14 protein-coding genes and 2 tRNA genes are annotated in these 11,423 nt (G+C 66.5%); 5 read left to right on the forward strand and 11 right to left on the reverse strand.

Annotated features, from left to right (window positions below):
* Positions 1–194, forward strand: a 194-nt coding sequence (locus tag HCA58_RS23265) for a hypothetical protein (protein ID WP_205809458.1), incomplete at its 5' end; no start/stop codon positions are given.
* A gap of 461 nt (positions 195–655) precedes the next feature.
* Complete coding sequence (locus HCA58_RS22690; protein WP_169600052.1) at positions 656–883, forward strand: hypothetical protein; 228 nt, start codon at positions 656–658, stop codon at positions 881–883.
* 5 nt (positions 884–888) lie between these two features.
* On the opposite strand, the gene HCA58_RS22695 is transcribed toward HCA58_RS22690, so the two are convergent.
* The 6 genes from HCA58_RS22695 to HCA58_RS22720 all read right to left on the reverse strand — a co-directional run bounded on the left by HCA58_RS22695 (position 889) and on the right by HCA58_RS22720 (position 6,313).
* Positions 889–1,686, reverse strand: a complete 798-nt coding sequence (locus HCA58_RS22695) for a carbon-nitrogen hydrolase family protein (protein ID WP_169600054.1) — start codon at positions 1,684–1,686, stop codon at positions 889–891.
* Positions 1,687–1,747: 61 nt separating this feature from the next.
* The gene (gene clpX / locus HCA58_RS22700; RefSeq protein WP_169600056.1) at positions 1,748–3,043 is read right to left on the reverse strand and encodes an ATP-dependent Clp protease ATP-binding subunit ClpX; all 1,296 of its coding nucleotides are present in this window, start codon (positions 3,041–3,043) and stop codon (positions 1,748–1,750) included.
* A gap of 206 nt (positions 3,044–3,249) precedes the next feature.
* Positions 3,250–3,912: an ATP-dependent Clp protease proteolytic subunit gene (locus HCA58_RS22705; RefSeq protein ID WP_093411492.1), complete on the reverse strand. Its 663-nt coding sequence runs from the start codon at positions 3,910–3,912 to the stop codon at positions 3,250–3,252.
* Positions 3,913–3,926: 14 nt separating this feature from the next.
* On the reverse strand, positions 3,927–4,568 hold the full coding sequence (locus HCA58_RS22710) for an ATP-dependent Clp protease proteolytic subunit (RefSeq protein ID WP_169600058.1): 642 nt from the start codon (positions 4,566–4,568) through the stop codon (positions 3,927–3,929).
* Positions 4,569–4,736: 168 nt separating this feature from the next.
* On the reverse strand, positions 4,737–6,083 hold the full coding sequence (gene tig / locus HCA58_RS22715) for a trigger factor (protein WP_169600060.1): 1,347 nt from the start codon (positions 6,081–6,083) through the stop codon (positions 4,737–4,739).
* Positions 6,084–6,239: 156 nt separating this feature from the next.
* A tRNA-Pro gene (locus HCA58_RS22720) sits at positions 6,240–6,313 on the reverse strand.
* A 320-nt stretch (positions 6,314–6,633) separates the two neighbouring features.
* Between HCA58_RS22720 and HCA58_RS22725 the strand changes: the two genes are divergently transcribed.
* Positions 6,634–6,707, forward strand: a tRNA-Gly gene (locus tag HCA58_RS22725).
* Between the two features lie 53 nt (positions 6,708–6,760).
* Here the strand turns inward: HCA58_RS22725 and HCA58_RS22730 are convergent.
* The 4 genes from HCA58_RS22730 to HCA58_RS22745 all read right to left on the reverse strand — a co-directional run bounded on the left by HCA58_RS22730 (position 6,761) and on the right by HCA58_RS22745 (position 9,490).
* The gene (locus HCA58_RS22730) at positions 6,761–7,264 is read right to left on the reverse strand and encodes a tyrosine-type recombinase/integrase (RefSeq protein WP_205809459.1); all 504 of its coding nucleotides are present in this window, start codon (positions 7,262–7,264) and stop codon (positions 6,761–6,763) included.
* Between the two features lie 691 nt (positions 7,265–7,955).
* Complete coding sequence (locus tag HCA58_RS22735; RefSeq protein ID WP_093411303.1) at positions 7,956–8,360, reverse strand: type II toxin-antitoxin system VapC family toxin; 405 nt, start codon at positions 8,358–8,360, stop codon at positions 7,956–7,958.
* Positions 8,357–8,554, reverse strand: coding sequence for a hypothetical protein (locus HCA58_RS22740; protein ID WP_169600062.1), 198 nt, complete (start codon positions 8,552–8,554; stop codon positions 8,357–8,359). The genes HCA58_RS22735 and HCA58_RS22740 overlap by 4 nt, the downstream gene beginning before the upstream one ends.
* Positions 8,555–9,337: 783 nt before the next feature.
* A complete protein-coding gene (locus HCA58_RS22745) occupies positions 9,338–9,490 on the reverse strand; it encodes a hypothetical protein (RefSeq protein WP_169600050.1) in 153 nt (50 codons plus the stop codon).
* A gap of 384 nt (positions 9,491–9,874) precedes the next feature.
* On the opposite strand from HCA58_RS22745, the gene HCA58_RS22755 reads away from it, so the two are divergent.
* Positions 9,875–10,240 (forward strand): hypothetical protein, encoded by a 366-nt coding sequence (locus tag HCA58_RS22755; RefSeq protein ID WP_205809460.1) that lies wholly within the window; start codon positions 9,875–9,877, stop codon positions 10,238–10,240.
* A gap of 123 nt (positions 10,241–10,363) precedes the next feature.
* Here the strand turns inward: HCA58_RS22755 and HCA58_RS22760 are convergent, their stop codons facing one another.
* Entirely contained in the window at positions 10,364–10,732 is a 369-nt protein-coding gene (locus HCA58_RS22760; RefSeq protein WP_240956598.1) for an antibiotic biosynthesis monooxygenase, read from the reverse strand.
* 324 nt (positions 10,733–11,056) lie between these two features.
* Between HCA58_RS22760 and HCA58_RS22765 the strand changes: the two genes are divergently transcribed.
* Entirely contained in the window at positions 11,057–11,326 is a 270-nt protein-coding gene (locus HCA58_RS22765; protein WP_169600068.1) for a hypothetical protein, read from the forward strand.
* Positions 11,327–11,423 lie beyond the last annotated feature (97 nt).

An 11,423-nucleotide genomic window follows, 5' to 3' on the forward strand; every position in this document is an offset into this window, starting at 1 on the left:
TCAAACTCTCCAACAAAAACCTGGAAAACAATCCCGACAACAAAATAATGCTGCCAAAACAAAAAACTTGGCACTGGCTTATCAAGCACCCTGTTGAGTTCTCAAAAAACAACCACACACCGAACGCAGCCTCTAAGACCTTGTTTGGGGCAACTGTTCCAGTTTATCCGAACCGCGTTTCGAGGTCAACCTGAGGTTCCAGATCCTCAAAACAGATTCCGATCCCACGCCTTCGCGCACCATTCGGTGTCGCAACCGTCATGGGTAGCCGCAAACCTGACCGCCACCACCTACATGGCCTGCCTGGCTCATACCGGCTACAGCACTCTACCCGGTTGGCTTCGCGACCGCAACTCCGACTTGCTGAGCGACGTCACACCACCCGGTCTCAGCGACACATCGGTAAAACCGTTGTGTCGCTGGCGCCCGTTCTCGGCCAGTTCGCCTGGCCTCCCGCGTGCAGAAGGAAAGTTACGCGGAGGTGCCGGTTAAGGCAAATCATAGGCTGTCGATGTCCCCTTCGCACCTGTACATCCACTCGTCAGGTCAGTCCGACGTCGACTCGCCGCATCTCCCACCAGTACGGACTCAGCCGCCACCGCAGTGTCCTGACACCAACGACCACTGACGGCTTGGACGTGCCAGAGTGTCCTGCATGAGTGACGTGCCCCGGCCCGCCAGCCCGTTCCTCGCCGAGGACGCACTACTCGGCCTTCTGCTACCGATCTGGCAGTTGCTTATCGGGGCCTTCGTGCTCCTCGCGGTCCTGGTCTCGATCGGCCGACTGGTTCGACGCGGGCCATCCCGGATGAGCACCGCACTCCTGATCACCGCCGCCGCCATCGCCGGCTTCGCGGTGATCGGTGTGCTGCTGCAGAGCTAGCGCGATCAGAGCCTTCGATTCGCCAGACTCGGCAGCTCGGCACGAATCCGGTTCAGGCAGTTCAGGTCGATGTCGTTCACCACGAGTCCAGGACCATCCGGCACCTGAGACAGCACTGTCCCCCATGGATCGATCAGCATGCTCCGCCCGTAGCAGGTCCGGCCAGGCTCATGGTCGCCCGTTTGCCCGGCCGCCGCGACGTAACACTGGTTCTCGATCGCCCGGGCCCGCAGGAGAACCTCCCAGTGGTCCCTCCCGGTGTGCATCATGAACGCCGCCGGCACCACCAGTAGTTGGGCGGCACCAACGGTTGCCAACCGACGGTAGAGCTCCGGGAAACGCAGGTCGTAGCAGATGGACAGGCCCACCCGCAGCCCCTCGACATCCACCACCACCGGTTGCTCCCCGGGAGCAACCGACGCGGACTCTCGATAGGAGACACGGCCGGGGATCTCCACATCGTACAAATGGATCTTGCGATAGGAGGCGGCGAGCGTGCCGGTGCGGTCGAACACCAGCGTGGTGTTCCAGGTACGGTCCGGATCCGGGCCCGCCTCGTGGAAGGAACCAGCGATCAGCCAGACGCCATGACGACGGGCGGCAGCCGCGAAGAAGCGGCCTACCCGGCCGTCCGGCGGCTCTGCCGCCGGCATCCGGGCGCCAGGTCCGAGATAGTCGACGTACTCCGGCAGCAGCACCAGGTCCGCTCCGGCTTCGGCGGCACGATCAATCATGGACTCCGCATCGGCGAGGTTCGCCTCTCGGTCATCCCGTGAGTTCAGCTGACAGACGGCGACGCGCATGTCGACAGCGTACGGCCGAACGGCGGCGGACCACAGGGTGCAGCCACGACGCCGGTCGAGCTCAGGCAGACTTCTCCTCACGCTCACGTCGAGCACGGCGACCCGTGAACTCACGTGGCACGATCGTCGGATTGACGTTCTCCAGCACTGCCTCCCGGGTGATCAGCACCCGGGCGGCATCAGGGTTGCTCGGCACCTCGTACATGACGGAGAGCAACACCTCCTCCATGATGGCCCGCAGCCCCCGCGCACCAGTGCCACGCAGCATGGCCTGGTCAGCGATTGCTTCGAGGGCAGGCCGCTCGAACTCCAGCTCGACTCCATCCAGCTCGAACAGACGCTGATACTGCCGGACCAGTGCGTTACGCGGTTCCGTGAGGATCTGCACCAGCGCATCGCGGTCCAGGCTCCGAACGCTCGTGATCACCGGTAGCCGTCCGATGAACTCGGGAATCAGCCCGAACTTGAGCATGTCTTCCGGCATCACCTGACTGAAGATGTCGTCGGTGGAGCGGTCGGACACGGCGCGCAGCCGAGCACCGAAGCCGGTGCCTCCGTGCCCCGTACGAGCCTCGATGATCTGATCCAGCCCGGCGAAGGCCCCGCCGCAGATGAACAGCACGTTCGTCGTGTCGATCTGGATGAACTCCTGGTGGGGGTGCTTACGGCCGCCCTGAGGGGGCACGTTCGCGACCGTCCCCTCGAGCATCTTCAACAGCGCCTGCTGGACACCCTCACCGGAAACGTCTCGGGTGATCGACGGGTTCTCCGACTTCCGGGCGATCTTGTCGACCTCGTCGATGTAGATGATGCCGGTCTCGGCCCGCTTGATGTCGTAGTCCGCCGCCTGGATCAGCTTCAGGAGGATGTTCTCCACGTCCTCGCCGACGTAGCCAGCCTCGGTAAGAGCGGTGGCGTCAGCGATCGCGAACGGCACGTTCAGCATCCGGGCCAGGGTCTGCGCCAGGTGTGTCTTGCCGCAACCGGTCGGACCCAGCAACAGAATGTTGGACTTGGCCAGCTCGACCCCGTCGTTCCCGGCGCCCGGCGCGCCCGCCGCCTCGGCCTGGATCCGCTTGTAGTGGTTGTAGACCGCTACGGCGAGTGCCTTCTTGGCCTGCTCCTGCCCCACGACATAGTTGTCGAGGAACTGGCAGATCTCCATCGGCTTGGGAAGCTCTTCCCACTTCACCTCGCCAGACTCGGCCAACTCCTCTTCGATGATCTCGTTGCAGAGATCGATGCACTCGTCGCAGATGTAGACCCCGGGGCCCGCGATGAGCTTCTTGACCTGCTTCTGCGACTTCCCGCAGAAGGAGCACTTCAGTAGGTCGCCGCCGTCACCGATCCGTGCCACCTACGTTCTCCCTGCGCTCATCGGCCGGAACTCCGGCCACGACCTGCGGATGCTGACGCTCCGCCCGTCTTCCTCCCGCCGCCGGTCGCCCGACGGAGCGGTACCGATCCGACGTTACCCGCTGTCGAAGCTTTCTCCGACCCCCAAAACGGGTGTGTCAGAGGCCGGCCGGCGACGCGCCTGACCGACCTCTGACCCAGTGACGCTCAGCTGGCCGCGTTCGCGGCCAGCAGGCCCTTCTTCCGGCTGGTGAGGATCGTGTCGACCAGCCCGTACTCACGGGCCTCCTCGGCCGTCATGATCTTGTCACGATCGATGTCCTTACGGACCAGGTCCACCGGACGGTTGCAGTGCCGGGAAAGCATCTCCTCCAGCTGGGTGCGCATCCGCAGGATCTCCTTGGCCTGGATCTCGATGTCCGAGCCCTGCCCGTAGCCGCCTTCGGTGGCCGGCTGATGGATGATGATGCGCGAGTTCGGCAGGGCCATCCGCTTACCCGGAGTGCCCGCCGAGAGCAGCACCGCGGCGGCAGAGGCAGCCTGACCGAGGCAGACCGTCGAGATGTCCGGCCGGACGTACTGCATGGTGTCGTAGATCGCCGTCATGGCGGTGAAAGAGCCACCCGGCGAGTTGATGTACATGATGATGTCCCGGTCGGGGTCGGTCCCCTCCAGAGTGAGCAGCTGGGCCATGACGTCGTTCGCCGACGCGTCGTCCACCTGCACGCCGAGGAAGATGATGCGGTCTTCGAAGAGCTTGTTGTACGGGTTGGACTCCTTGACCCCGTACGACGTGCGCTCGACGAACGACGGCAGAACATAGCGGTTGTGCACGGCCGCGAACTGGGGCGGCAGGCTGAGGTCGGTCATCGTCTGCTCCTCGATCAGCTCAGGGTCCCGGCGCCCTCGGGAACCTGGGCGGCCCCCGTGATCACCTTGTCGATGAAGCCGTAGTCGACGGCCTCCTGGGCGGTGAACCAGCGGTCCCGGTCCGAATCCGCCTCGATCTGCGCCGGCTGCTGACCGGTGTGGAAGGCGACGCGCTCCTGGAACATCCGCTTGGTGTACAGCATCTGCTCCGCCTGGATCGCGATGTCGGCGGCGGTGCCGCCCATCCCGCCGGAGGGCTGGTGCATCATGATCCGGGCGTGCGGGAGGGCGTAGCGCTTGCCCTTGGTGCCGGCGCAGAGCAGCAGCTGGCCCATGGAGGCAGCCATGCCCATCGCCACGGTCGACACATCGTTGTCGATGAACTGCATCGTGTCGTAGATGGCCATGCCGGAGTAGACCGAGCCACCGGGCGAGTTGATCCACAGGTTGATGTCGCGGTCCGGGTCCTCAGCGGCGAGCAGCAGCAGCTGCGCGCAGATGCGGTTGGCGACCTGGTCGGTCACCTCGCTGCCCAGGAAGACGATCCGTTCCTTGAGCAACCGGTTGTATACCGAGTCGTCGAGGTTGCCAATGGTGTCACCGCCACGGGCGTCGATCGCCCGAAGCGGCTTCGCTGGGATGTGCATGTCGGTCATGGCAGCCCTTCGCTCTCCGTACCGTCGTGTCCGACACTAACCGTTCGTTCGGTCGCCAGACTCCCGGTCCGGGCACTGTTCGCTCTCAGCGCAGCCTGCCGCAGGCGTACCCGGAAAGGGATCGGGCCACCACCCACCGTGACCGGCGGGTGGTGGCCCACCCGGCGATCAGTGCTCTTCTGAGTGCTCCTGCTCGCTCGCCTCACGAAGCGCGTCCATGGTCACCACGTTGCCGGCCGCGTCCTTGATCGTGATGCGCTCCATCACCGAGGCCAGAGCCTTGCCCCGCCGGACGTCGCCGTACACGGCGCCGGCTGCGCCGGAGCGGACGAGCTGATCGTAGTACTGCTGGGGAGCCATGCCGGCGCGCTGCGCGCGGTGGACGATCTCGTGGCCGAACTCGTCGTCGGAGACCTGCACGTCCTCGGCGTCGGCGAGGGAGTCGAGCAGCAACTGAACCTTCACACCCTGGGTGGCGGCGTCGGTCAGCTCAGCGTCGATCTGCTCCTCGGTCTTCTCCTCGGCGGCGAGGTAGTCCTCCATCGAAGCGCCGATGCGCTCCAGCTGGTCGGCCATCGCCTCCTTGCGGCTCTCCACCTCGTCGCGAATTACGCCCTCCGGCGCCGGCACGTCGGCAGCCTCGACCAACTGCTCCAAGGCTTTGTCCCGAGCGGCGTAGATCTGCTCGACCCGCTTACCCCGGGTGACCCGCTCCCGCAGATCGGCCCGCAGCTCGTCGATGGTGTCGAACTCACTGGCGAGCTGAGCGAAATCGTCGTTCAGCTCGGGCAGCTCCTTCTCTTTGACCGTGCGCACCGTCACCAGCACCTCCGCGTCCCGACCGGCGAAGTCGCCGCCCACGAGCTGCGTGGTGAACGTGGTGTCCTCGCCAGCGGACAGCCCCACGACCGCCTCGTCCAGGCCCGGTAGGAGCTGCTTGCTGCCCACCTCGTGGGAGATGTTGCTGGCCGAACCGCCCGGCACCTCCTCGCCGTCGACAGTCGCCCGCAGGTCGAGCTGGACATAGTCGCCCTCGACCACGGCCCGCTCGACGGTCTTCAGCGTCGCGAAGCGCTCACGCAGGCCGTTCACCTGCTCGTCGATCTCACTGTCGTCGATCTGTAGCTCGTCGACGGTCACCTCGACCGATGCCAGGTCGGGCACGGTGATCTCAGGCCGGACGTCCACCTCTGCGGTGAAGTTCAACGAGTCGCCGTCGTTGAACTCGGTGATGTCGACCTCGGGACGGCCAAGCGTCTTCAGGTCGTGCTCGCGCACCGCGGCAAGGATGTTCTGCGGGATCGCCTCCTGCACCGCCTCATTGAGCACTGCGCCCCGACCGACCCGCTGGTCGATGATCGCCGGCGGTACCTTCCCCTTCCGGAAGCCGGGGATCTGGATCTGCTGGCCAATCTCCCGGTACGCCTTCTTGAGGCTCGGCTCGAGCTCGACGAACGGCACCTCGATGGCGAGCCGCACGCGCGTCGGGCTCAGAGTCTCGACGGTGCTCTTCACAGGCGTACTCCTTGACGGATCTCGGTTGATTCTGGGCGCACTTCCGGCCCATCGAGTGTAGGTGAGCCGACACGACGAGCCGGCAGCACCCGGGACCGGCAGCAGACCTGACCGCATGCCGGTCCTCCAGGTGCCGCGATCCGGTGCTTGCGGCAGTCGGGGTGGCGGGATTTGAACCCACGGCCCCTCGCTCCCAAAGCGAGTGCGCTACCAAGCTGCGCCACACCCCGTGGCGACGAGCAGTCTATGCCGTCGCTCCGACAACCCGATGCCGGGGCGCCACCCAACGCGCCGAACGAGAACAAACCAGACACCCAGCCAGCCACGTGGACGTGCACGGCGAGTCTGAGGAGCACGGCCGGTGAACAGCCGGACAACGAGCGGACGAGCTGGCAGGCATGGTTCGCGGGACATTGCGATCCCACGACGACGTCAGACCGCCACAGCCCGCATGGTGCGGAGATCGACGCGGCGCGACACCGGGGTACGGCCGCGCACTCGTCGAGGGTATTGGGTAGGCTGTCAGACACACCCGGTCCCACGGGTGTACGCGGGCGTAGCTCAATGGCAGAGCTTCAGTCTTCCAAACTGACGGTGCGGGTTCGATTCCCGTCGCCCGCTCCAAGAACTCCGGCCCAGGTCAATGGCACGATCGCCGCACCTGGGCCGTTTCTACTCTAGCTCTCTTTGATCTTGCGTGCCATTGGCGTGCCAGTAGCGCCCGCCGTGCCCTCCGCGGCCGCTTCACGTGCCGCCCGCCCGACCTTCTTGCCCTTGGTCGACTTCTGCTTGGCCTTGCCCGTCGCGCGTTTCGTCTGCTTGGTGATGCGGCGGTCCATGGCGTCGGCGATCTCCCGGTCGCGCTCACTGTTGGCGTGCTGGTAGATCAGCGCCGCCCGCATGCTGGCGTGACCCATCCGGTGCATCAGATCCCGGGTGCTGGCCCCGGTCGCCGCCGCCAGGTTGTTGCCCGTGTGCCGCAGGTCGTGGAAGTGGAACCCATCTGGCATGCCAGCCGCCCGCAGCGCCGCCGCCCAGCCGACCGCCCGCCGGAAGTTGCCGGACCGCAGCACCGCCCCCTTGTCCCCCGTGAAGACCAGCGCATACGGGTTCTGCCGAATCAGCTCGTCTTCCTTCACGGCGGTGTTGAGGATCGCTCGCAGCAGCGAGTACGCCTTCACCGCCTGCGGTTCGGTGGTGCCACCGCCGAGCAGCGTGCGCCGCCAGGTCCGGATGGTCTGCGGCTTGATCGCACCCAGGGCCAGCCCGCCGAGGTGCGGCCGGATGTGCAGCCGGAACAGATCCTCGTAGTTCTCGCGGCTACGCGGCTGGAGCTTCCGTTCGGCGATCCACTTCCGTGTAGCAGACTTGCTGCCGAATCCCTCCCAATAGGATCAAGGGGCCGCGCCAGCGCGCCCGCCCGCCGCACTCGGCCTGCTGGCGGCCTCTGGCCGGCATCGGCCGGCGCGGCGGGCAACGTGCGGATCGGATCCTCACGCCCAAGATTCGATGATCGCTGCTTCGATGCGCAGCCCGATCCATGTCGCGACGAGGCAACCCGCGAGGATGTGTGGCTCTGTGGCCCCGGTGTCGGTCGACAGGGTGATGGCCGAGACCAGGAGACCGGCGACAAGAAGATCCGGCGTCGACGCCGTCGGGATTTGTACCCGATCAGCGGGGCGGGACGATCGCGAGCGCGGTCGCCCCCGCCGAGGTCGGGGCGATCGGCTGCCGCGCCGCCGCACGGCTTGCCAACGAATGCGGGGACCGGGCCGCAGAAGGCCGGCGTCACGCGGAGCCGGCCGCTGCCCGATGTGCCGAGGCGGAAAGCCCCACGACGCCAGACAGCCGCTCCAGGGGCGTTGTCGAAAGCTAGGAGACGTCGAACAGGCGTAGGCCGTCGTACTCGGCGAAGTCGGCGTAGTCCTTGCCGTTGAAGGTCGCCAGCGGCAGCCGGTCGACCAGGCAGCAGGCCGCGATCCAGGAGTCGTTCGTCGGGCGGGGACGCCCCCGATGCTGCGCCCGCGCCTGGAGCTGACCCCAGGTCGTCGCCACCGCCTCATCAAAGGGCAGCAGCACCACGCCGGATCGCCACTGCGCGAGGTCAGCCAACTTGCGCGGCCCCCAACTCCGCAGCACGGTCCACTTGGTCAACTCGCCGAGCGTGACGAACGTGATGCACAGGGTCTTACCGGCCAGCCGGGCACGAAGCCGGTCAGGCAGGCGGCCCCGCAGGATCGCCGACGCCACGTCGGTGTCCAGGACGACCAGACTCACGCGGCGCTGGCCCGCCGAGAGGCGTACAGGTCGGCAAGGAAGTCGTCCAACTCTTCGTCGGACTCGAACAGGTTCGGCCGGGCCAGGTCGTCGACGGAGGCGACCGGCCGCACGCCCTGACGGCGGGCCAACTCCTCCGCCGGCACATGCTCAGCGGTCGGCCACTCAGGCATCCGCTCCGCATTGCTCGACATCACGGCTCACCTCCTCCACCACACACCGCCACTCATTGTCGCACGGTCAGCACCGGCACCACCGGCACTCGGGCGCGCGGAAAGCCGGCGGCACGGCAAGCCGCCCCCGGCCCAATACCGTCAACTTAGCGTGTTTGGCCTGGTCGGGACCCACAGCCTGATTTTGGTGCGGGGTGGTAGGGGTTTCTTGTAGTCGTCTGTCTGGAGGGGGTAGCGGCGTCCGGGTTGGCGTTGTTGGCGGGCGAAGCTGCGGATGCGGGGCGTGGCCGGTAGGAGGTTGCATTCGTCGGTGATCTCGTAGATGACGTCGGCGACCAGGTCGGCCAGGTGGTCAGGGGGAAAAGGCCGCGTCGTCACTGACGTGACGCGCGGCTGCCTGGACAGTGCGGGTGAACGATATGCGGTCGGGGTCCAGGTCGGCGTGTTCGGCGCCGGCGACGATCAGCGCGCGGATGGCTGGGGCTGGCAGAACCGCTGTCGACAGCAACGCTGCCGGACAGGGCACGCTGGCGAGAACTTGCCAGGACGAAACTTTGAGCACCTAGCCGTGGCCAGTTGCACGCGGACGCGACGCACAGAGCCTGTAAGCAAGATGTCCGGCAGGCACGGCGGCGAGGCGCAAGCGACACGAGGCGGGACGTCCGGGCCAGCGTCCGGGCCGACACCACTGCCGAAACACTCTCTTTTGGATTAAGGCACCGCGCAAGCGCGGTGCAGCTCCGCCCCACTCGGCCTGCTGGCGGCCTGCGGCCGGCATTGGCCGGCGGGGCGGGGCTCTACGGCTTACCCGCGTTGCTGTGATGCTCGCCGACGATCCGCGTCCTCAATGGCGTGGCGCACAGCCATCCGGATCACGAAGTACAGGACGGCCTGCCCAGCCAGCCACAAGGCCAGCGCGAAGAACATCTGTGGGAGTGGGAAAACGTCCAACTGCATGGGCGGCACGATAGTTCGGAGCGGCCGTCCCTGCTGTCCCCAAGCCGTCCCTGACCCCGACCCGCTTGCATCGCTTCGCCCTCCAGGCTGTCGATGTCTTGGCCAGGGACGATCGCGGAAGTGGTCGTCCACCGCCGAGGTCGGGGCGATCGGCTGCCGCGCCGCTCTGCGATCGGTAATCCGGGTAGCGGATCTTGGATCCGGTGGCGAATCCGATTTTCGGTCGGGCACGTTGGTTACGCCAGCGGATGTAGTCGCGGCGCACCGGGCGGGCTGCGGTGCGCCCCTGGCGGCCTCCGGCCGGCATCGCGCACCGCAGCCGCCGCACCAGTCGATAGCTGACCAAGTGCCTGAGGCTGGCAACTGTGTGGTGCCGCTACCGTGATGCCCGTGACGACCTACGAGGCGGGCATCACGGCCGTGGACATCATGCTCGCCAGCGCTGCCGCCGCCCTGGTCGGATGCGCTGCCTGGTTGGTGATTCACAGTCGGCGCGGGTCAACGGTGCGGCTGTTCGGGCGGACCGTGCATCACCCCCGGCTGTGGGCAGCAGGGGCAGCGTGCACGTGCCTCTACGTTCTCCTGGGGCTGGGAGACCTCACGGAGTTCATGCCCAGCGCGTGGCGCACTCCGAGCCGGCAAATCGGCGCTGTGCTGTTGCTGGCCGCGTTGGCCTTGATGGGCACCCACGGGATCCTTGAGCATCGCGCCAGGCGTCGAAATGGTCCCGAGCAGCAAACTGGGCCTTGACGAGCGCCAGCGTGGCCGGCCGCCGTCGAGGTCGGGGCGTCGGGTTGACCCGGTTTGACGGACAGGGTCGGTAAGTTGATCGCACGCTACCCCGAGGCGCCCGCTGGGTGTGGTCCGGTTCGGTTAGGCATCAAGACGCTGTGGTCCGGGACCGACCTCGCGGACGACGGTGTAGGTGGGAACCTCACTCACGCGCGCTTCGGCCTTGCCGGACAGGCCCTCCAGCGCCTTACGAATGGCGGCCATCCGGCCTTCGGTGTCTGAGGTCGCCACGAAGTTGCGGTAGTCGGCCTCGCTGGCCCAACGCACGATGTTGTACACCCGGGCGCCGTCGGTGCTCACGTGGAAACGGGCCGACTGGTAGCCAGGATAAAAGCGCACCCAGCGTTCCTGGATCTCCGCGAAGACCGCGACCAACTCCTGTTGGGTGCCGAAGCCGTCAACCGTGTAGTCGATGATCGAGTAGAAGCTGGTATCCGTGCTCACGTACATACTCCTCAACGTGCGGGCATGGCCGTAGCCATCCTGCAACTTCAACTAAACTTGAGGTAAAGGGGTCGCCGTATCGCCCTCCGGGCTGTCGCTGTCCTGGCCAGGGACGATCGCGGAAGTGGTCGTCCACCCTCGAGGTTGGGGTGATCGGCTGCCGCGCCGCTGCGCCGCGCCACCGGGTGTGTGGGTCCGGCCGGCTGCCGACTGGCAGGATCAGTCACCGTGATCCGGTCGCGGCGGGCCGGGACGGCGAAGCTATGAATGCTTCTCGGCCCCGCGGAATGTCGTCGCCCCGCTGCGTGTGGTCCTGCCACGATTGGCGCCGTGACTGGTGACTGCCACACTTGGCGTAGCGCGCTGCTGGCCGGAGTGGTCGCGGGTATCGAGATGGAGATTCGTCAGGCGTGGAAGCGATTCGCCGTCAGCCTCGATGTCGACCCAGATTCTTCCGAGGCGATCGAGTTGGCCCGGCTGGTGGTCGATGACCCGGCGACGTACGACTGGCGCACCGTCGACGGCGCGATCGACCGGCTGAGCTGTCCGACGTGTGGATCACAGCTGACCCAGGGACCAATGCTGCGTAGCTTAAGTTGATCTTGGGGTGTGGTCTGCGGTTGTGTGGATGCTGTCGGGTGGTGCGGCGTGGCGGGCTGCGGGCCGACGGGGTTGGCTGTTCTGATTCCGGGTCATG

The organism is Micromonospora sp. HNM0581, assembly GCF_012726175.1.
Lineage (GTDB): Bacteria > Actinomycetota > Actinomycetes > Mycobacteriales > Micromonosporaceae > Micromonospora.

What these genes read in the sequence shown, in the direction of transcription:
- HCA58_RS22690 (WP_169600052.1), top strand. Translation starts at nt 656, where the DNA reads ATGAGTGACGTGCCCCGGCCCGCCAGCCCGTTCCTCGCCGAGGACGCA.
- HCA58_RS22695 (WP_169600054.1), bottom strand. Translation starts at nt 1,686, where the DNA reads ATGCGCGTCGCCGTCTGTCAGCTGAACTCACGGGATGACCGAGAGGCG.
- HCA58_RS22705 (WP_093411492.1), bottom strand. Translation starts at nt 3,912, where the DNA reads ATGACCGACCTCAGCCTGCCGCCCCAGTTCGCGGCCGTGCACAACCGC.
- HCA58_RS22710 (WP_169600058.1), bottom strand. Translation starts at nt 4,568, where the DNA reads ATGACCGACATGCACATCCCAGCGAAGCCGCTTCGGGCGATCGACGCC.
- HCA58_RS22740 (WP_169600062.1), bottom strand. Translation starts at nt 8,554, where the DNA reads ATGTCGAGCAATGCGGAGCGGATGCCTGAGTGGCCGACCGCTGAGCAT.
- HCA58_RS22745 (WP_169600050.1), bottom strand. Translation starts at nt 9,490, where the DNA reads ATGCAGTTGGACGTTTTCCCACTCCCACAGATGTTCTTCGCGCTGGCC.
- HCA58_RS22755 (WP_205809460.1), top strand. Translation starts at nt 9,875, where the DNA reads ATGCCCGTGACGACCTACGAGGCGGGCATCACGGCCGTGGACATCATG.
- HCA58_RS22760 (WP_240956598.1), bottom strand. Translation starts at nt 10,732, where the DNA reads ATGTACGTGAGCACGGATACCAGCTTCTACTCGATCATCGACTACACG.